Annotated in this window: 16 protein-coding genes and 1 tRNA gene; 8 read left to right on the top strand and 9 right to left on the bottom strand. The window is 53.0% G+C overall.

The window, feature by feature from the left end:
* The first annotated feature begins 14 nt into the window (after positions 1-14).
* From Q3Y66_RS14430 to Q3Y66_RS14420, 3 genes are read left to right on the top strand one after another with little or no spacing between them, the layout of a single operon-like run.
* On the top strand, positions 15-1,112 hold the full coding sequence (locus Q3Y66_RS14430; RefSeq protein WP_050805303.1) for an iron chelate uptake ABC transporter family permease subunit: 1,098 nt from the start codon (positions 15-17) through the stop codon (positions 1,110-1,112).
* Positions 1,109-1,936, top strand: coding sequence for an ABC transporter ATP-binding protein (locus Q3Y66_RS14425; RefSeq protein WP_008958158.1), 828 nt, complete (start codon positions 1,109-1,111; stop codon positions 1,934-1,936). The genes Q3Y66_RS14430 and Q3Y66_RS14425 overlap by 4 nt, the downstream gene beginning before the upstream one ends.
* Before the next feature lie 48 nt (positions 1,937-1,984).
* Positions 1,985-3,793: an ABC transporter ATP-binding protein gene (locus tag Q3Y66_RS14420; RefSeq protein WP_008958157.1), complete on the top strand. Its 1,809-nt coding sequence runs from the start codon at positions 1,985-1,987 to the stop codon at positions 3,791-3,793.
* Positions 3,794-3,796: 3 nt separating this feature from the next.
* Here Q3Y66_RS14420 and Q3Y66_RS14415 read toward each other — a convergent pair whose 3' ends face one another.
* Entirely contained in the window at positions 3,797-4,372 is a 576-nt protein-coding gene (locus Q3Y66_RS14415; RefSeq protein WP_008958156.1) for a hypothetical protein, read from the bottom strand.
* A 127-nt stretch (positions 4,373-4,499) separates the two neighbouring features.
* Between Q3Y66_RS14415 and Q3Y66_RS14410 the strand changes: the two genes are divergently transcribed.
* From Q3Y66_RS14410 to Q3Y66_RS14400, 3 genes are all read left to right on the top strand, one after another.
* Positions 4,500-4,576 (top strand) — tRNA-Ile (locus tag Q3Y66_RS14410).
* 461 nt (positions 4,577-5,037) lie between these two features.
* Complete coding sequence (locus Q3Y66_RS14405) at positions 5,038-6,153, top strand: hypothetical protein (RefSeq protein WP_008958155.1); 1,116 nt, start codon at positions 5,038-5,040, stop codon at positions 6,151-6,153.
* 438 nt (positions 6,154-6,591) lie between these two features.
* On the top strand, positions 6,592-8,673 hold the full coding sequence (locus Q3Y66_RS14400; RefSeq protein WP_139041555.1) for a TonB-dependent siderophore receptor: 2,082 nt from the start codon (positions 6,592-6,594) through the stop codon (positions 8,671-8,673).
* 95 nt (positions 8,674-8,768) lie between these two features.
* On the opposite strand, the gene Q3Y66_RS14395 is transcribed toward Q3Y66_RS14400, so the two are convergent.
* Complete coding sequence (locus Q3Y66_RS14395; RefSeq protein WP_008958153.1) at positions 8,769-9,605, bottom strand: ABC transporter ATP-binding protein; 837 nt, start codon at positions 9,603-9,605, stop codon at positions 8,769-8,771.
* Between the two features lie 250 nt (positions 9,606-9,855).
* On the opposite strand from Q3Y66_RS14395, the gene Q3Y66_RS14390 reads away from it, so the two are divergent.
* Positions 9,856-12,003, top strand: coding sequence for a TonB-dependent receptor (locus tag Q3Y66_RS14390; protein WP_008958152.1), 2,148 nt, complete (start codon positions 9,856-9,858; stop codon positions 12,001-12,003).
* Here the strand turns inward: Q3Y66_RS14390 and Q3Y66_RS14385 are convergent.
* The 6 genes from Q3Y66_RS14385 to Q3Y66_RS14360 form a co-directional block, all read right to left on the bottom strand.
* Entirely contained in the window at positions 12,000-13,031 is a 1,032-nt protein-coding gene (locus tag Q3Y66_RS14385; RefSeq protein ID WP_008958151.1) for an iron ABC transporter permease, read from the bottom strand. The genes Q3Y66_RS14390 and Q3Y66_RS14385 overlap by 4 nt on opposite strands.
* The gene (locus Q3Y66_RS14380) at positions 13,028-14,032 is read right to left on the bottom strand and encodes an iron ABC transporter permease (RefSeq protein WP_008958150.1); all 1,005 of its coding nucleotides are present in this window, start codon (positions 14,030-14,032) and stop codon (positions 13,028-13,030) included. The genes Q3Y66_RS14385 and Q3Y66_RS14380 overlap by 4 nt, the downstream gene beginning before the upstream one ends.
* Positions 14,026-15,033, bottom strand: a complete 1,008-nt coding sequence (locus tag Q3Y66_RS14375; RefSeq protein WP_008958149.1) for an ABC transporter substrate-binding protein — start codon at positions 15,031-15,033, stop codon at positions 14,026-14,028. The genes Q3Y66_RS14380 and Q3Y66_RS14375 overlap by 7 nt, the downstream gene beginning before the upstream one ends.
* Before the next feature lie 75 nt (positions 15,034-15,108).
* Positions 15,109-15,441 carry an AzlD domain-containing protein gene (locus tag Q3Y66_RS14370; protein WP_008958148.1) on the bottom strand — a complete coding sequence of 111 codons (333 nt, stop codon included), beginning with the start codon at positions 15,439-15,441 and terminating at the stop codon, positions 15,109-15,111.
* Positions 15,438-16,160, bottom strand: a complete 723-nt coding sequence (locus Q3Y66_RS14365; RefSeq protein WP_008958147.1) for an AzlC family ABC transporter permease — start codon at positions 16,158-16,160, stop codon at positions 15,438-15,440. The genes Q3Y66_RS14370 and Q3Y66_RS14365 overlap by 4 nt, the downstream gene beginning before the upstream one ends.
* Positions 16,157-16,687 carry a helix-turn-helix domain-containing protein gene (locus Q3Y66_RS14360; RefSeq protein WP_008958146.1) on the bottom strand — a complete coding sequence of 177 codons (531 nt, stop codon included), beginning with the start codon at positions 16,685-16,687 and terminating at the stop codon, positions 16,157-16,159. The genes Q3Y66_RS14365 and Q3Y66_RS14360 overlap by 4 nt, the downstream gene beginning before the upstream one ends.
* Before the next feature lie 158 nt (positions 16,688-16,845).
* On the opposite strand from Q3Y66_RS14360, the gene Q3Y66_RS14355 reads away from it, so the two are divergent.
* Positions 16,846-18,150, top strand: a complete 1,305-nt coding sequence (locus Q3Y66_RS14355; RefSeq protein ID WP_008958145.1) for an MFS transporter — start codon at positions 16,846-16,848, stop codon at positions 18,148-18,150.
* A 54-nt stretch (positions 18,151-18,204) separates the two neighbouring features.
* Here Q3Y66_RS14355 and sstT read toward each other — a convergent pair whose 3' ends face one another.
* The gene (sstT, locus tag Q3Y66_RS14350; protein ID WP_008958144.1) at positions 18,205-19,428 is read right to left on the bottom strand and encodes a serine/threonine transporter SstT; all 1,224 of its coding nucleotides are present in this window, start codon (positions 19,426-19,428) and stop codon (positions 18,205-18,207) included.
* Between the last annotated feature and the right edge of the window lie 16 nt (positions 19,429-19,444).

Here is a 19,444-nt window from a genome sequence, read left to right as displayed (position 1 = left end):
TTAAATCCACCTCTATGCCTTTCTCTTATACAACCCGAGCGGCTTCGGGTGACAACGACACAGTCTCGCCGCCTCAAGGGTATTGGCGATTCGCCTGGCGCCATCAACAGGGTGCGAACAGCGTACTGTTTGAACAGCGTGCGGTGGTGGTCAATCTGGGTCTATTCGGCGCGTTGCTCGTCGCCAGCGTTATTTATCTAAGTCTGGGCAGCGTTAAGGTCGCCCCGACGGCGGTGTTACAAGCGCTGGTGGGCAACGCTAATATGATGGCAGCCTTTGTGGTGCAAGAACTACGCTTGCCACGGTTGGCTGCCGCTTGCTTCACCGGAGCTGCCTTCGCACTGGCAGGCATTTTGATGCAAACGTTAGCCCGCAATCGCCTAGCGACGCCGGGTATTATCGGCATTGATAATGGCGCAACGGCGTTTGCCGTGGCATCCATCGTAGGGATAGGTGTTTCAATTGCACCGCCCGCCATGGCATTGGCAGGCGCGACCACGGCGGCAGTGCTTACCTTTGGTTTAGCGGCGGGTAGTGGCACCCAGGGCTACCGTTTTATCGTTGCGGGGATTGGCGTTGGCGCGGTATTTGGTGCGGTGACGCAGCTGCTCCTTGCTCGGGTGGCGATTGATACCGCCAACGCCGCCTACCCCTGGACGGTCGGCTCGCTTAATGCCCGACCTAGTGGCGCGCTACAGCTCCTAATGCTCGGGTTAGCGTTAGGGCTGGCAATCGCGCTGGCGCTGGCACGTTCACTAACGCTGCTACGTTTTAAAGATGCCACCGCCAGCGGTTTGGGGGTTAACGTCAAACGACGCCGGCTGGAAGTGCTGCTGCTGTCGGTTGCGCTGACGGGGTTGGCGGTCGCTGTTGCCGGGCCAGTAGGTATGGTGGGGCTAATTGGCCCCGAAATTGCCCGGTCGCTGTCGAGTTCACGGGGGGTACCTATCATGGCGGCAACGATGGCGGGTGCGTTAGTGATGGTGCTCGCTGATTTAGCCGGGCGCACGCTGCTCGCTCCCATCGAGATTCCGGTGGGTATTGTCACTGCAGTGGTGGGTGGCCCCTGGCTACTTTGGATATTAATGCGTCCGCAACGGAGCTACACATGAGCCACTCCCCGTCGACATCAATCCCCTTATCAATGCCTTCGCTGGCGACCCAATCACTGGGCATGAGTTATGGCGCTCGGCAGGTGATTGATGGCTTGGATATTACCCTACCCAGCGGCCAAGTCACCGCCATTGTGGGCCCCAACGGCTGCGGAAAATCGACGCTACTGGCCGGGCTTGCGCGCCTGCATAAACCTGATAGCGGAACGGTGTTGCTGGACGGTGCCGATATTCAGCGCCTGCCTACCCGCCAGTTGGCGACGCAGCTGGCGCTATTGCCTCAAGAGGCCGTTGCGCCTGAAGGCTTAACCGTGACCGAGCTAATTCGCTTTGGCCGCCAGCCCCATCAAGGGTGGCTCCGCCAGTGGTCAGCGGAGGACCAGCGAGTCGTCCAGCACGCGCTGGCCGCAGCAGGGCTTGAGCAACTCGCCGATCGGCCAATTGACGCGCTTTCCGGTGGGCAGCGGCAACGCGCCTGGATCGCCATGACCATCGCTCAACAAACCCCGCTACTGTTGCTGGATGAACCCACTTCGGCACTGGATCTTGGTCATCAGATTGAAGTGTTCGAATTGGTTCAGCACCTTGCCCATCACGGTCGCACCGTGGTCATGGTACTGCACGACCTCGCCAGCGCCTGCCGCTACGCGGATCACTTAATCGCCATGCGCGAAGGGCAGATTGTGGCGGAAGGGCCGCCCGCTACCGTGGTCACTCAAGATTTAGTACGCACGCTTTATCAAGTAGAGTGCACACTATTAACCGACCCTGATACCGGCAGCCCGCTGCTTGCAAATGTGCGGCGCTCATCGGCGGTTAGCTAGTGCTTAGCCAATAGATTAAGCCAACAACAAACTTAGAAAGGAATACTTGTGTCCTCTCCTGCGCACAGTTTTCAAGCTTTGGTGCGGCTACTGCGCTACGCCAAGGGCTATCGGCGACGCATTATTGCCGCCACTACCTGTTCAGTTATCAACAAGCTGTTTGATATTGCCCCAGAGATATTGATTGGTGTCGCCATCGATGTGGTGGTGAATCAAGAGCAGAGCTTTGTGGCAAGTTTGGGGTTTGAAACGCCCCAACAGCAGATCACGATGCTGGCGGTGCTGACGTTCTTTATCTGGGCAGGGGAGTCACTGTTTGAGTACTTGTTCCAGATTTTATGGCGCAACTTAGCCCAGCGGCTGCAGGCGGATATGCGTCAGGATACCTACGAGCACGCCCAGCGGCTGGATATGGCGTTCTTTGAGTCGAAAAGCTCCGGCCAGCTTGTAGCGACCATGAACGATGATGTGAACCAGCTTGAGCGCTTTCTGGATGGCGGAGCCAACGCGCTGATTCAGGTGGTGGTCACCGTGGTAGCCGTGGGCGCGGTGTTCTTCGTGCTTTCGCCGCTGATAGCGCTGCTGGCGTTCACACCGATTCCGCTGATTATCTGGGGGGCGTTCTTCTTCCAGCGTAAAGCCGGGCCGCTGTACAGCGATGTGCGTGAAAATGTCGGTGATTTGGCCAGCCGGTTAACCAATAACCTCAGCGGCATCGCCACGATTAAAAGCTTTACCAGCGAAGACCGCGAAGCCGAGCGCCTGCGCGATGCCAGCGAAGCCTATGTAGAGGCCAACCGACGAGCGATTAAGGTTAGCTCCGCGTTTATTCCGGTCATCCGCATGGCGATTTTGGCAGGCTTTCTCGCCACCTTTACCGTTGGCGGCATGATGGCGCTCAACGGCAACCTGAACGTAGGCGCTTACGGCGTGCTGGTGTTTTTAACTCAGCGACTGCTCTGGCCGCTCACCGGCCTGGCCCAGGTGATTGACCTGTTTGAGCGTGCCATGGCGAGCACGCGTCGCATTCTTGACCTGCTCGAAGTGCCGATTACGGTCAAAGATGACAGCACGACACCGCTTACCCAGCCAGTACGTGGCGAAGTAACGATTGATAATGTGAGTTTTCACTACGCGACCAGCCTTGTCGGGGTCGATGGCATTCACCTGCACGTGCCTGCGGGCAATACCTTAGCGCTGGTGGGGGCGACGGGATCGGGGAAATCCACCTTGATCAAACTGCTACTGCGTTTTTACGACCCGGAAAGTGGGCGGGTGCTTATCGACGGGCAACCGATAACCGACGTCAGCATGAACTCGCTACGCCAGTCGATTGGCCTGGTCAGCCAGGACGTGTATCTATTTGAAGGCAGCATTCGCGACAATATCGTCTACGGCAAACCTGATGCGGACGAAGCGGCGATTATCGATGCCGCCAAAACGGCCGAAGCGTGGAGCTTTATCGAGACGTTGCCCAAAGGGCTGGACACGCCAGTGGGGGAGCGGGGCGTGCGGCTTTCCGGCGGCCAGCGCCAAAGGCTTTCTCTAGCCAGGGCGCTGCTGAAAGACCCGCCTATTTTGGTGCTGGATGAAGCCACTAGCGCAGTGGACAACGAAACCGAAGCGGCCATTCAGCGCTCGCTCAAGCGTATTGCCCATGGCCGCACAGTGATTATGATTGCTCACCGGCTCTCTACCATCGTGCATGCCGATGAGATCGTAGTGATAGAGAAAGGCCAAGTGGCTGAGCGCGGCAGCCACACAAGCCTATTAAAAGCTAACGGCCACTACGCCGCCCAGTGGCGAGTACAAACCGGCGAAGCCCAGGCGGGTGATGTAGAAGTACTCAGGGGCTAATCTTTAACGGTTAACTAAAAGCGCATTGAGGGTGACGGGTACATGCTCGTCAATCTCCTGATAGCCCAGCATCGACAACACGGTACGCACCGTGCTGTTGGCCATCAGCGCTCTGCCATCCATCGCCATGGGCTCTGCGTGGGTCACGCGTATCTCATTCAAACCTTCGCGGGTAAACCGCAGCGGCACGGATTCCTGCTGGTTTATCATGTCGGACTGAACGCGAAACTCCAGCGTCTCCACCAGTGATTCACCAATATCTAAGCTGTCCAACCGCTCGGGTGGCATCTGCGCCACCAGCGTCACTAAAGTGGTGTTCGCCAACAAACCTATCCACGGAGGCAGCTCGCCAAAACGTTCAAGCACGTCCGTTTGGCTAAGTTTTAACGGCAGTCGAAGCGTACCATCGCTGGAGATATCACCCTGGAGATCACGTACTTGGTGGTGATGAGTTTGCGGTGCTTCGCCGTTCAACTGAGTAATCGACGCCTGCACCTGGGACTGGGCAGGGTCAAGCTGCCAGTCAGCGAAAGCTGGCACTGCCAACAATAGGGGAAATAGAGCAATCAATGCTTTCACAACGCGTCTCCGCATAAAGAACTACTCACCAGACTGCCCAATCCACATAAAGTGCCGTAATGACATCAAGATAGCGCAAAGGGGGTAGCCTCACTCTGCCACATTCGCTATGATATGCACGCTTTTCGGGCCTATAGCTCAGTTGGTTAGAGCAGGGGACTCATAATCCCTTGGTCGTAGGTTCAAGTCCTACTGGGCCCACCATTTCTGCATTTGCTCTCTCCTTCATTGTCTTCATTCAAAGATCGCAGGCCTCAAACGCCGGGCGGGTTTTTTGCATGTCTGCGATACAGAAAATTCCCTGCTAAGGCTATCAGCCTACCGATACCAAGCCATTATTGTTGACTAGAGGACATGATCGGTGGTTTTCTGTCCATAGTATCAAGTAAAATTAATCGCAGATGAGTAATGTGGGTCCTCGCTGGTTTTTACATGTGCGGCCAAGTAAGCCCTGAGATAGAGAGGGCGCGCTGTACGTTGAAGCAAACAGGGACGGATAACTATTAGCCCAACGGGTTTTGGATAGATGGTATCCAGGAAGAAGGCATTGTGGATAAAAGTTTAAAATAAATGCAATGTTCAAAAAAGAAGAATAACCATATGTTTTTAAAGCCATTTATTTAAATATGTTTGAAATTAGAGATATTGTTTTCTAGGGATACTAAGTGAGTAAAAAAGATAATTTAAATTTTTATTTAAAAAAAAGAAACTATAAAGGCAGCAGTAGTAATGCTGAAAAATTTAATTATAATGATTTTTTTAGCACGACCGCACAGGTAGGCACCCTTTTAGTTGTCGTTTTTGGTTATTTTTATACAGTAAGACCTGTTTTTCAGCATCAATTATTAGAAGAAAAAAATGCACAGGTTGAGTTAGATAAAGTACGGTTGGAAGCTGATTTGAAAAGGATTGAGACAGATTTGGCTGATAGAAGGTTTGAGTTGAACGAAGTTGCGTTGCGTAATGAAAAACTTGAAGAAAATATAGCGTCATACGAAAGTGAAATTAATGGCCTTTTAGCTACAAGGAATGAATTAGAAGAAGAAGCCAGGGAAGCATATTTGAGTTTACAAGAAGAGCGAGAGCGCAGCGATGTACTGTTAAAAGAAGTTGAAATTGCTGAACTTAGAGAGAGAGAAGCTTCAGATAGAATTGAAGCTATACAACAGCAGGTGCAAACTGAACTTGATGCTCTTGAACTTGCTCGATGGGAGTTGGTTTTAACGGATATTCAGCAGATTGGAATTGTTGAGCTCGTTGGGTCACTCAGTACTTTTGGAAGTATCAGTGATTTTACAGTAACTGAGTACTTAAGTGACGTATCAGAAAATTGGCCAAATCTATACCTTTCAATATTAAATACAATTGATGAAATGGAAGATAGGAACGCAAATGGAGATAGGTACCCCCCTGAATATTTAAATGAATTAAGGAGTCTAGCTACAGTTAATATAGAGAATTTAAGATGTGAAAGGCCTGATTTTAATGAAATTGAGTCAAGGTATTATAGAGATTTAGTAGGTTCTGAAAAGCGAGCTATAGCTGAAGCTAATGAACAAATGGAATCACTAAAAAGTGATTACGCCGAAAATGGAAAAGAGGTGGTTTTTTCTGACGATTATTTTGACCGAAGTTATAAAGTGGCTCTTGTGATGGAAGAGCATGATTTGAATAGAAAATATAGGTCAATTGTTGATAGTGAGTTAAGAGAGTGTTCCAGTAAAAGGTTCGATTTTTACGAAAATGTAGCGGAAATAAAAGGTCTGAACATGAGTTTTTAACCCTAACTAATGCGGTGATATAATTATTGCATATTTTCAATTAAATGAGTTTTGAAAAAATAATGTCCACAATACGTCAACAAAAACGACGTATGAAGGCGAATTATGAAGGCGAATTGATACAGTGAGGTTGTGAGTAAGTAACTGAGAAAACGATCAAAAGCAGTTCTTGGCACGCTATTTACACGGCTTATAGCCCCTTGTTCGTATGTTTTAGTCCTCCAAGGCCCACCAATTTCATGACAAATTCGCCATGCCTCTCACAGAAGCACACTTGGCGTTTTTTATGCCTGCGTTCCTTAGCCCTCCTGCCGTGAAACATTCCGTTCCACAGCCCTGTCTTGCCTCATCGTGCTTATTGTGGATGTGAATAAAAATCCGTATCATTCGCTTTACTATAATAGAGATACGCTTTTTATCACCTTTGAGGCCCTCTTCATGCTCCGGAACACTAAGCCCTTCGCGCGTTTACCGCTCGCTGTCGCTGTGCGACGTTCACTTATCCTACCTCTAGGCGGCATGCTGAGCGTTGTTCCGCTCACGGTGCTTGCTCAAGATGAAGTCACTTCCAACGACACTGTGGTAGTGACTGCCACTGCGCTAAAGGTGGATACACCGCTGGTAGAAACGCCGCGTCCCGTTTCAAGTGTTGACCGTGAAGAGCTGGAAACCCGCAATGTTCAGCAGCTAGATGAAACGTTCCGCTACCGTGCGGGCGTGCTTTCTGGCCACTATGGTAGTGATAACAACACCGATTGGCTCAAGGTGCGTGGCTTTGATCAGTCTACCTATCAAGATGGTCTGCGCATTTACCGTGAAGGGTTTTATCAGTGGCTACCCGAGCCTTATGGGTTGGAGCGTATTGAAGTCTTCAAAGGGCCGTCATCGATTCTCTACGGTGAGGCGCCTCCTGGCGGTTTGATCAATGCGGTGAGCAAGCGTCCTACCGAAACGCCCCAAGGGGAAGTCAATTTGCAGCTTGGCAACCGCAACCATCGCCAAGTAGGGATTGATACCAGCGGGCCGCTGGGTGAGTCAGACGATGTACGCTATCGCTTAGTGGGTATGTACAAAGAGCGCGATGGCGATTTAAACGCGACGGATAACGAGCGTTATTACTTTGCGCCGAGCCTAGCGGTTGATTTTAGCGAAGACACCACCGTCACCTTTTTAGCCAGTGTGCAAAAGGATGACGGCGTACCGGTCAACGGTTTTAAGCTACCCTACGGCACCGTCCAAAACACACCTTTCGGGCGTATTGATCCGCAAACCAATTTGAGCGAGCCAGGGTACGATAAGGACACACGTACCCAATGGGGGCTGGGCTATGAGCTTCAACATAACATTAATGACACCTGGGCGTTTGAGCAAGATTTACGCTACAGCGAGTTAGATTTAGAGCTGCGCAGCAGCTATGCGCTGTCTATGGTGGATGATCGCCGCGCCTCACGCGGGTTGGTATATCGTGATGGCTCTATCGATAGCTGGACTGTCGATAACCGCATGGTGGGTACTTGGTACGGTGATCGTACCGAGAATACGCTGCTGCTAGGGGTTGATTACCAGAACCTAAGCCTGAGTGGTCAGGAAGGGGACGATTACGCATTCGGTGATCCGATCGATATTTTCGACCCGGCTTATGGTAACTACACACCGATTGCTCAAGATGATCTGGTGAGTCGGGAAATCGATAAAGAGCAAACTGGTTTATATGCCCAAAACCAACTGCGCATAGATGACCGTTGGGTGTTACTGGGTGGTGTGCGTTACGACCAAGCCGAAACGGACAATAGCAACCTGACGGCGGGCACGACCCAGCGTTCAGACGATGACCAGGTATCTTGGTCAGGTGGCGCAATGTACCTGGGTGAAAACGGTGTTAACCCCTATATCAGCTATACCGAGTCGTTCGACCCAGTGGGTCGCGTTGACAGTGATGGCGAGCTTTACGACCCCCGTGAAGGGCGGCAGTGGGAAGCCGGTGTGAAGGTGGCTCCCTTTGGCTGGGATGGCTATGTAACGGCCGCTGTTTTTGATCTACAAGAGAGCAACACGCTGGTGAACTCACCGGCAGGCTTCCAGGTACAAGAAGGGGAGCGCACCTCTCAGGGTTTTGAGCTGGAAGGTGTTGGCTATGTGACCGATAACCTTCGAGTGACAGCGGCATACACCTACAACGATTCGCGCTTGGAAGAAAATGAACGTGCGCCGTTAATTCCGCGTCACCAAGCTTCCACCTGGTTGGATTACGCCTTTACCGGCGGTGCGCTAAATGGCGTTACCCTGGGCGGTGGCGTGCGTTATGTGGGCAGTACCGTTGATACCAGTGTCGCAGATAACACAGAAGTGGATAGCTATACCCTGGTGGATGCCATGGTGGGTTACGAATTTGCCGAGGGCTGGGAAGCTCAGGTCAACGTTAATAACCTTACCGATAAAGAGTACGTAGCAAGCTGTGAATACTGGTGCTACTACGGCGAATCCCGCAGTGTGATTGGCAGCGTGAAATATAGCTGGTAAGACAATTATCCGATGCTAAGCCCTAAGCCCGGCGACTCGCCGGGCTTTTTTGTGCCTGCAGTAAAATCACCAACCATGGCTAACTGCAAACATCGCTACTGAATAAGCGCTTCTTTTTCAGTAGCGTGCTGACGCCGTTTTCGCGGTACACAAATTGGTATACCGCTTTCAGAGTCGTGGATCACGTGGGCATCCAGGTCAAAAACGCGCTTAAGGTTAGCAGCGGTGAATACCTCAGTGGGTGCGCCGCTGGTGACGATTTGGCCATCACACATCATTACTAAATGGTCAGCATAGGCGGCGGCCAGGTTGAGGTCGTGGAGCACTAATAGAAGGGTTCGACCGTGCTCGTGGGCCAGGCGTGAGAGTAGTTCCAGCAAATCAACCTGCACCTTTAGATCCAAAAAGGTCGTGGGTTCATCTAGCAGGATTAAGTCGGTTTGTTGTGCCAGCACCATGGCGATCCAGCAGCGTTGGCGCTGCCCACCGGAAAGCGCATCCACACTGCGCTCGGCAAACTCAGTGACGTTGGTAAACGCCATCGCTTCACGAATGGCATTGGCGTCCTGTTGTGCATTTTTCTGCCATAACCCTTGATGTGGAAAGCGGCCCATTCCCACTAATTGCCTTACGCTCAGCCCCTCCGGCGCCACTGGCCCTTGGGGAAGAATACCCAGACGTTTTGCGACCTCTCGCGTATTGCTGCGATGGATATCTTTGCCATCCAAGTATACGTGCCCGCTACTCGGCGAAAGCGTGCGGGCTAGGGTTTTAAGTAGTGTCGATTTACCGCTTCCGTTGGGCCCCAAGAGAACCGTGAGTTTGCCTTCCGCAATAGCGATATCCACACCGTTCAATACCTGTCGGGCGTCATAGCCTGCATGCAGTGCTTCGCCCGTTAGGCGGGGCGGCGGGGTTAGTGGGTATGGCATGAGACGCTCATTGGGGTTATCGAAACAGACAGAACCCTAAGGCAAAATATTCTCATTTTCAATAATTGCTGCTAGCTAATCGATAACCATTCACTGCTGCAAGTGGTCTAGAGAATTTCGTTATATCGAACGGTTTGTTCCATGGCAGTAGATCTTGCTGTTATTATATGCATAACATAATCGTTATCATTTAGATCTGCATTACGTTTTGAAGGGAACGTCCACTTAAACGCAGGGGATAATAAAGAAGATGTACTTTAAGAAACACTCGGTATTTTGGCCCACGTTGACGCTTGCCAGTTTAGTGGCTGCTAGCCAAGCCTATGGGCAGGCACCCGCAACCACTAATACAGAGTCGCAAAGTAGCCGTGGGGACACTAACCAAACCATGGTCGTCACTGCCTCACGCACCAATGCCACAAAGGAAGACTCGCCTCAAACGGTGCGCATTATTAGCGAGGAAGAGATCAATCAGCAGCTGCAAATTTCCAGCGATTCCTCGCAGATATTAAGCAATTTGCTGCCTTCCTATTCACCCAGTCGCCAAAAGATGAGCGGTAGCGGTGAAACCCTAAGGGGGCGTACACCGCTGATTCTTATCGACGGTATTCCGCAATCAAATCCGCTACGGCCCACTGGCCGTGAAGCGCACGCTATCGATTTTTCGATGGTTGAGCAGATTGAAGTCATTCAGGGGGCGAACGCCACCAACGGAGTAGGGGCTGCGGGTGGCGTCATTAATTTGATTACTAAACGCCCAGAGCCGGGCTCGCTCAACCAGCATGCTGAGGTGAAGGTGACGACCCCCACCAGCGAGCTGGACAGCGATACATTAAGCTACGAAACCAATTATGGGGTGAGTGGCAACAGCGGCAATATTGATTATCTATTCTCAATGAGCTTTGAGGATCAAGGCCTTTTCCTTGATGGTAATAGTGACCCTGTGGGCGTTGATAACACCCAGGGCGACCTGATGGACTCTCGCTCTTATGACTTTTTGGGCAAGGTGGCCTATTGGCTTGATGATGATCAACGCCTTCAATTAACGCTCAATCATTACGATATTGAAAATCATAATAACTATGTCAGCGTAACGGGGGATCGTGCCAATGGTGTGGTGACGACGTCTGAGCGTGGTACACCCGAAGGCGATGCACCCTATAATCGTGTTTGGACCACTGGCCTAAGCTACGATCATTACGACCTTGCCGGAATGCGTTTAAGTGCTCAGGCGTTTTACCAGGATTATGAGGCGCTGTTTGGTGCCACTAACTCAGCAACTTTCCAAGATCCCACTATCGCGCCAGTGGGGACTTTTTATGACCAAACGATGGCGGCGACCAGCAAGTTTGGCACCAAGGTTTCTCTAACCAAAGATGATCTGTTGGATGATCGGCTTAAACTGACCGCCGGCTTCGATACGTTGTTTGATGAAACAGAGCAGTACTTGTATCAATCAAACCGAACCTATGTGCCTTCCTCTGAATATACCGATCTTTCACCCTTCCTCCAGGCAGACTTACGCCCGGTTGATTCGTTGCTGCTTTCCGCTGGCGTGCGTTATGAGTATGCCAAGCTGGATATAGGTGATTATCAGACCGTAGCGGCCAACAACGGCGTTAACGTAGAGGGAGGCGATCCCAGTTTCAACGAAACGCTTTATAACCTGGGGGCTGTGTGGAGTCCCGTCGATCATTGGAGCCTGTTTGCCAATTACTCTGAGGGGTTCTCGATTCCCGATGTGGGACGTGCATTGAGAGGCATCAGTACCCCAGGGCAGTCGGTCAATAGCATCGAGAATCTAAGCCCTATCGTGACCGATAACGTCGAGACAGGTGTGCGTTTTGAAAACGGGCGCCTAGCCGCTGAGCTTAGCTATTATGAATCGTCTTCTGACTTTGGTAGCCGCTTAACAGAAGTGGATGATGTCTTCTATATGCAGCGCCAGGAGACCGAAATCAAAGGCTTTGAGGCCGCGGTAGATTATCAGTTTACCGATCAACACGCTGGTCGCTTAGCCTACTCACGCATGGAAGGGCGCTACGATAGCGACGATAACGGCAGCCTGGATTCTAAACTGTCTGGATTGGATGTATCGCCGGATCGCCTAGTAGCCAGTTGGTCGGCTAACTGGACCGATGAGCTCTCAACCTTTGTGCAAGCCAATTACGCCTTCGATGAAACCTTTGATGAGGCGAATCGCGAGTTTGATGGCTATTTATTGATGGACGCGGCGGTGGGCTATCAACTGCCTGTCGGTCAGGTGAATGTTGGGGTGGCCAACTTATTAGATGAACAGTACGTCACTTACTACTCGCAAAGTGCCCTGGTGAATGACGAGCGCTACTTCGCTGGTCGAGGCAGAACAGTCACCTTTGGGTATCGCGTCGATTTCTAATCTTTGTAGCGCGCCATATGCAGTAAATAAACGAAGAAGGGCGCGCCTATCCCAGCGACAAAGATACCCGCAGGTAAATCTTTGGGTAGAAACGCTACTCGTCCCAGCAGGTCAGCATTTAGCACTATCAATGCACCGACCAGCGCAGAGGCGGGTACTAGCCGCGCCAGATTACGCCCCACTAGCTTGGCAGCCAAGTGCGGTGCAATTAATCCCACAAAGCTGATGCCGCCCGCAAAGGCAACGGCGGCCCCTGCCAGTACAACACTGCAAGCCAGCAATACTAATCGGCTACGCAGAAGCGGTACCCCAAGCCCTTCAGCAATGTTATCGCCCAGTGCCATGGCATCCGCATGGCGGGCGAAAATCAAGCAGATAGGCGCCGCTACCAATACCCACGGCAACAGGCCTTTTACATCGTTCCACTGCGCTGCATATAGGCTGCCGGTTAGCCAAACATAGGCAGTCATGGCGGCGGCGTCATCGCTTATCACGATTAACAGTGTGGTGCCCGCTCCCATGGCAGCCGCAAGGCCAATACCGATGAGCACCATGCGTGATGGGCTGATGCCATTTTTCCACGCTAAGCTGACCACCAGAAGCGCCGACGCCAATGCGCCAGTCATGGCGGCCATGGGTAACCAGTGAATGCTCACCGTCGCGCTTAATAGTGATAGAAACAGCACCGCCGCCAGTGCAGCACCGCTGGTGATGCCAATGACATCCGGGGATGCCAGCGGGTTACGCACAATGCTTTGTAAAATAGCCCCCGCTATCGCCAAAGCAGCGCCAACCACCAGCGCTAGCGCAATTCGGGGTAGCCGCAGCTCCCAAATGATAAACGCGATATCACTGTTTTGCGGGGCGGCCAGCGCACGCAAAACCTGAAACGGTGTGGTGGGAAAACTTCCCAAACAGAGCGATAGACCAGCACTGACTAAAAGTAGAAGGCTTAACAGAAGCAGCTTAGGAATAAAGCGTAGGCGGGGCGCTGAATTGGTAAGGGTCAATGCTGCTACCGGTCTCATTGGCTGGTCATCTTGCGTCGTGCTAGATAAATAAAGAAGGGCGTACCAATCAGCGCTGTCATTACCCCCACCGGTATTTCTTGCGGCGGGATGATAAACCGCGAGGCCACATCGGCTAATAGCAGTAAACAGGCACCTAGCAGAGCGCAGGCAGGGAGTAGCCAGCGATGGTCAATACCAAACAGCCCACGCGCCATATGGGGCACAATCAGTCCCACAAAACCAATCATACCTGCCAGCGCCACAGAGCTACCTGCCAGAACAATCACCACTATGCCCAGCAGTAGCTTAATCGTTGTAGCCTGCATGCCAAGCCCGGTAACCATGTCATCCCCCAGTAAAAGCGCGTTGGCATGACGCACCAAAAACGCACTGAGCAGAAGCGCTCCACCAAAAAGGGGCAATAAAGGTAGGATTAACGAGAGGTCACGTCCAGATACGGAGCCTGCCAGCCAGTAAAGAACGCTTTCAAAACTCTGCTGATCAATAACTAAAAGCCCTTGGCTGAAGGATACAAACATGGCTGTGACGGCAACGCCTGCCAACACAACACGTAATGGCGAGAGTTCACCATGGCGGCCACGGCTAAGGAGCACGACGAGTATGGCGGCCACCAGTGCGCCCAAAAGCGCCGCCCACACGTAGTGGGCAGGGGTATGCAGGGGGAGCAGCGACACGGCGACCACCACAAAAAACATCGCGCCAGCGTTAATCCCCAAAATACCTGGCGAGGCAAGGGGGTTGCGCGTCATCGTTTGCATTAACGCACCGGCAATAGCCAAGCTAGCGCCCACCAAGGCGGCAATCAGCGCTCGCGGCAGGCGTTCGGTGAGCAGGATAATATGGGCTATCTTGCTTGGGTTGTAGTGATTAAATGCTGACAGCAACGATGACCAAGCAATATCGGTCGTGCCCAGCATGATGCTGGCAAGAAAAGCACCGAGCGCTGCCAAACCTCCTAGTAGAAGCCCCGCCATTTTAGCGCTCGCGCTGTTTAGCATATGCCTAGATCCACTTGGCGATAGGCATCAAGGGAACACGCGTCGCGGTTAGCCACTATGGTCTCATCAAGCCCATAATGACTGTAGAGATCATCCAGCATGGCGTTAGCCGCGAGGATGCCGCCCCCCATCATCCAACTGACTGGGTCGACTTCAAACACGCGCCCGCTTTGCACGGCGGCAAGCTGCTGCCAAAGGGGGTGAGCCGTCCAGTGCTGGTAGTTGTCCACAATGGCTGGGTCGTTCGGCTCAAGCAGCACGAAGATGACATCGGCATCCAGTACGGGAATGTTCTCGGTACTGGAAAGCTTCATTCCCCAACTCTGGCTTTGTAGTGTTTCCGGCTGTTCGAAACCCAGTTCAGTTAAAATTGAGCCCGCAAAGCCGCTGGTATAAATGCGCACGTGGTCGCTTTTAAACCGAACGACGGCTACTTTTTGCGGCCAATGATGGCCAAGCTCTGTCGCAATTTGCTGGCGAAAATCGGCAGCTCGGGCCTCCCAGCGCTGGAGTAACTCGCGGGCCTCTGCTGTGTGGTCAGTGGCTTTCGCCAAAAGCGTCAGCGTGGTTTTAAAATCAAATACGCTATTGGCCGAAACGGTCGGAGCAATGGCGGTGAGTAGCGGTGCTATGCGCGCGTGGCGAAAATCGCTCGCCATCACCAGGTCCGGTTGAAGCCAGGCAATTTTTTCCAGGTTGGGCTGGGTTTCGAGCCCAACGTGCTCGACCCCCTCAAGCGGAGCTCGCAAGTAACGGTAGGTAGGTTTTTCAAGCCATGAATCAACCACGCCGACAGGTGTCAGTCCGAGCGCCACAGCGCTATCGGTAGCCCCCTGGTATAGCGTCACTATGCGCGGTGATGTGGTGAAAAAAGTGGGGTTATTTTGGGAAGGAAGCGCTTGGCCCCGACTGGGCGCCGCATTTAAAAAAAGTAGCGCGATCATGGCCGCCAGTAGCACACGTATTAATACGTTACGGTGATAGGTGTGTGCTTTAAACATTGATGTCACTTTACGATTAACATAGGCGGCAGAGCCAAGATGATGGCATGACGCAAAAGCTAATGCAAAGCATTATCAAATGTAGGCTATCACCTGCACTAGTCCAAATACCGCTACCCCAGCCGCCACTGGCCAGCCCAATGAGCGTAATTTCCACCATACCAATAGTGTCACAGAGAGCCCGATGGCCGTTGCGAACCAGGAGATCGCGCTTGGGTTAACCGGCATGATGGAGACACCCAAAACCGCCGCAATCATCAGCGGGCCAAGAATGCCGAGCCACTGGGGCATGTTATTAATCCCGGTCGCGCTGTTTAAACGGCGTTGCATCCAGAGGAAAGGCACTACGCGCATGAGCAGAGTACCCAATGCCGAAACCACGACGGCTAGCCAGAGTGCAGTGCTCATGGGTTACACCTCCTCGATTGAAACGTCACCATATAGAAACAGATCGCGCCGCAGACGGCTGCCAGCGGAATGGCCACGTTGCTCCAACCGTAAAAAGTAAACAATAGCGCAGCGATAATGGTGCAGCTCAGCGCCAGTGCCCAGCGTTTGTCGGTAAAGCGCGGCGCGACCATGGTCAGAAACAGCGCGGGCAGGGCGAAGGGCATCACTTCACCGAGGAGTGGCCAGCGGGCGGTTAACGTTTCGCCTGCCGTGGCACCGACCATGGTGCCGACAATCCACACCCCCCAAGCCAGCAGTGATGCGCCGACAAACCAGCCAAATCGTTCAGGGGCAGGTAACTGTGGAAGCCGCGTAAGCGCCAGGGCAAATACTTGGTCGGTTAGGCCATGCATCAGCCAGGGCCAGTGGCGACTGCGCGGTAATAAGGCTGCTAGGTTCGGCCCGTAAACCACGTGGCGTACGTTTATGAGTAGTGTCATCGCTACCACCAGCCAAAGCGGAGAGCCCGCCGCCACCATGCCTACGAACAAAAACTGTGAGGCGCCGGCGTAAATCAGCGCTGAAATAGCGGCGGCTTCCCACATGCTAAACCCCGCCTGGGTGGCGACTACTCCAAACGAGAGTGAAACAGGAATATAGCCGCCCAGCAGGGGAATGGCTTCCCGCACGCCTTTGAAGGCGTTGCGGATTGGGGAGTGGTTGGCAAAGTGGTTCATGGCGTGTCGCCTTTTATGCCGTAGGTGATGGTCATCATCAAGGTGGCTTCTGCTTCTTGGGTACGATAAAGATGCGGCTGGTCAGCGGCGAAGGTGACCGTATCCCCTGGCCTAAGCTGGGTAGTGTCGCCTTCTGGCCCCGCTTCAAGCGAGCCGCTAATCAGCGTCAGCGACTCGCGAGTGCCAGCGGTATGGGCTTCGGCATGGCGAAGGGTGTGGGGCGCGCAGCGCATCCAATAGGCATCTACTTGGGGGGTATCTTTGCCCTGATCAATTAAGCGCACCTGCACGCCATCTTCGCCTAGCGGTACGGTAATGGGCGCGACTAATGTACCGAAAGGGACGTTTAGCTGCACCGCCAACCGCCAAATAGTATCCAGCGTTGGATTACCGTTCCCTTGCTCCAGGCGGCACAAATTGGATTTGGCAATGCCCGCATCATTGGCTAACTGCGAAAGTGACCAACCCCGCGCTAATCGCAGTGACTGTAAATGTTGACCTAAGGTGCTTAGGGAGAGCTGATCCATAATGGGGTGTCCGGCTGTTCTTTATATAGAACGTTCTATATAAAGAACGTTAGCCTGTCAACGGTGGTGGCGAAAGCTTTCAGTGGCACTCTTTATGCATCTACTTTCTGCATGAACTTTTTTGATGAACTTTAAGTTGTCTGCTACGAGGAAACGCAATGCGTTCATTGGCAATGCTCAAACCGGTTAAATCGATACTGCAGAGCGTGGCGTTGTTGCTGCTGGGCAACGGCTTATTGAATACGCTGCTAACGCTGCGGGGGACTGATGAGGGCTTTTCCAGTGCGGTGCTCGGGATGATCATGTCCGGCTATTTTGTCGGCTTTATCTGCGGCACCTGGGTGAGCGGGCGATTGATCCGCCGTATGGGTCACATCCGTACCTTTGGCTTCTGCGCCTCTATTTGTGCATCGGTAGCGCTTCTGCACCTTATCTTTGTTAACCCTTGGGTATGGTTGCCGTTGCGGGTGGTCTACGGGCTTTCGTTTATTACCTTAATCACCGTGATCGAGAGCTGGCTGAATAGCCAAGCCGCCAGCCATGAGCGGGGGCGTATTTTCGCGGTTTATATGGTGGTTAACTTGGGCGCTTTAGCCACTGCTCAGCAGTTACTGCGGCTCTCCTCACCGCAAGGCTTTTTGCTCTTCGTGGTCATCGCTATTTTGATCAGTTGGGCGCTACTACCTATCACCCTCACTCGCCGCGTTCAGCCTACCATTCCCGAGCGACCCAAAAGCAGCCTGCGAGCATTGCTAGGCTTTGCGCCACTAGCGGTGGCTTCAGCGGCATTATCGGGGCTCGCCATGGGGGCTTTTTGGTCGATGACCCCGGTCTATGCGACACAGCTGGGGTTTGATATTGGCGGCGTTGGGCTGGTGATGAGCGTGGCGATTATTGGTGGGGCGTTGCTGCAAATCCCTATTGGGCGTTTCTCTGATAAGCATGACCGCCCCAGGGTAATGACTTGGGTAGTGCTCTTAGCGGCGCTGATCGCCGCAGGTATGCCTTTTGCGCCCAGCCATGAAGTGCTGCTGGGGCTCTATTTTATCTGGGGTGGCCTGGCGTTTTCGCTCTATCCGCTGGCGGTGGCCCAGTTGATCGACCAACTGCACCCGGATGAAATTGTTTCCGGCTCGGCGGATATGCTGGTGATGCATGGCGCTGGCTGTGCAGTCGCGCCGATTGCGGCGGGTTCACTAATGACGGCGGTGGGTAGCCAAGGCCTGCCAATCTATATCGCCTGCGTATTTACCCTATTGGGGTTGTACGCCATTTATCGTCGTCGCCACGTGACGGCATTGATTACCCACACCGCGCATTTTGAGCCCATGGTACAAAGCAGTGCAGGGGCGTTAGAAATGATCTTCGATGACACTCAGCGTGATCTATTCGATGATCCGAGTTTTTATGAAGAGGATGAGCGTGAGCGTTTGGCTGGGCTTTTTAAGCCATCCAATAGTTAATGTGGGCAGCGACCGGGAGTGGCTATTATAAAAAACACTCCCAGGAATGAACGTTTATGAACGCTTCGCCTCTTGTGCCTGGCAGGCGGCAGCGGTGAAGAGTACATCCGTAGAGGAGTTGAGCGCGGTTTCGGTAGAGTCCTGAACCACGCTAATCACAAAGCCAATCGCCACTGCCTGCATGGCTACTTCGGTGGGAATGCCAAACAGGTTGGCAGCCATGGGAATCAGCATCAGTGAGCCGCCCGCTACGCCTGAAACGCCGCAGGCCGCCAGCGCTGAAACCACGCACAGCAGCAGCGCCGTGGCGAAATCAACATTAATCCCCAGGGTATGAGTCGTGGCCAGGGTGATCACCGTAATCGTAATGGCCGCCCCGCACATATTGATCGTTGCGCCCAACGGAATCGAAATAGAGTAAGTGTCAGGATCGAGCTTCAGGCGGCGGCAAAGTTCTAGATTGACCGGAATATTCGCGGCCGAACTGCGGGTGAAAAAGGCGGTAATCGCGCTGCCCCGCAGGCACGTAAATACCAGTGGATAAGGGTTTTGTCGGGTAGCGACGTACACCAGTAGCGGATTGCTGACCAGCGCGACAAACAGCATGCAGCCCACGATTACACCTAACAGCTGTGCGTAGTTGAGCAGCGCTTCAACGCCAGACTCTGCCAGTGTGCCTGCCACCAAACCCAGGATGCCCAGCGGTGCTAAACGAATGACCAGGGTAACGATGCGGGTAATTGCTGCGGATAAATCGGTTAGTGCCTGTCGGGTGGTATCGCTGGCTTGGCGCAGCGTTAAACCCAGGCCGATGGCCCAGGCCAAAATAGCGATAAAATTAGCCTCCATCAATGCACTAACGGGGTTGGCCACGGCGTTCAACAGCAGGTCGCGCAGGACGCTAAAGATATCCCCAGGTGGGGTGCCTTCCACTTCACCTGCATTCAATGAAAGCTCTGTAGGAAAAAGAAAACTGGCCGCCACCGCAATGAATGCGGCGATCAACGTGCCAACCACATACAGCACCAGCACAGGGCGCATGTGGGTAGGTTGACCTTTTTGATGAGCAGAGATGGCTGCCGCCACCAGTACAAACACCAAAATAGGTGCCACTGCCTGTAAAGCGGCAATAAATAGCTGGCCCAGTAAAGACACATCGCTGGCAACGCCCGGTGCAAACAGGGCGAGCAATACCCCGGCCACGATACCGATTAAAATCTGCGGGATAAGGCCCAGCCGTATGAGCGGCTGGAAAACTGCGTGGGCGGTGGCGAACATTGCGCAACTCTCAGGT

The organism is Halomonas sp. HAL1, from assembly GCF_030544485.1.
GTDB lineage: Bacteria > Pseudomonadota > Gammaproteobacteria > Pseudomonadales > Halomonadaceae > Vreelandella > Vreelandella arctica.
This window is presented reverse-complemented; position numbering and strand designations above follow the sequence as displayed.

Coding starts and splice junctions, on each gene's coding strand:
- Q3Y66_RS14430 (WP_050805303.1), top strand. CDS start 15: ATGCCTTTCTCTTATACAACCCGAGCGGCTTCGGGTGACAACGACACA.
- Q3Y66_RS14425 (WP_008958158.1), top strand. CDS start 1,109: ATGAGCCACTCCCCGTCGACATCAATCCCCTTATCAATGCCTTCGCTG.
- Q3Y66_RS14400 (WP_139041555.1), top strand. CDS start 6,592: ATGCTCCGGAACACTAAGCCCTTCGCGCGTTTACCGCTCGCTGTCGCT.
- Q3Y66_RS14395 (WP_008958153.1), bottom strand. CDS start 9,605: ATGCCATACCCACTAACCCCGCCGCCCCGCCTAACGGGCGAAGCACTG.
- Q3Y66_RS14390 (WP_008958152.1), top strand. CDS start 9,856: ATGTACTTTAAGAAACACTCGGTATTTTGGCCCACGTTGACGCTTGCC.
- Q3Y66_RS14385 (WP_008958151.1), bottom strand. CDS start 13,031: ATGAGACCGGTAGCAGCATTGACCCTTACCAATTCAGCGCCCCGCCTA.
- Q3Y66_RS14380 (WP_008958150.1), bottom strand. CDS start 14,032: ATGCTAAACAGCGCGAGCGCTAAAATGGCGGGGCTTCTACTAGGAGGT.
- Q3Y66_RS14375 (WP_008958149.1), bottom strand. CDS start 15,033: ATGTTTAAAGCACACACCTATCACCGTAACGTATTAATACGTGTGCTA.
- Q3Y66_RS14370 (WP_008958148.1), bottom strand. CDS start 15,441: ATGAGCACTGCACTCTGGCTAGCCGTCGTGGTTTCGGCATTGGGTACT.
- Q3Y66_RS14365 (WP_008958147.1), bottom strand. CDS start 16,160: ATGAACCACTTTGCCAACCACTCCCCAATCCGCAACGCCTTCAAAGGC.
- Q3Y66_RS14360 (WP_008958146.1), bottom strand. CDS start 16,687: ATGGATCAGCTCTCCCTAAGCACCTTAGGTCAACATTTACAGTCACTG.
- Q3Y66_RS14355 (WP_008958145.1), top strand. CDS start 16,846: ATGCGTTCATTGGCAATGCTCAAACCGGTTAAATCGATACTGCAGAGC.
- sstT (WP_008958144.1), bottom strand. CDS start 19,428: ATGTTCGCCACCGCCCACGCAGTTTTCCAGCCGCTCATACGGCTGGGC.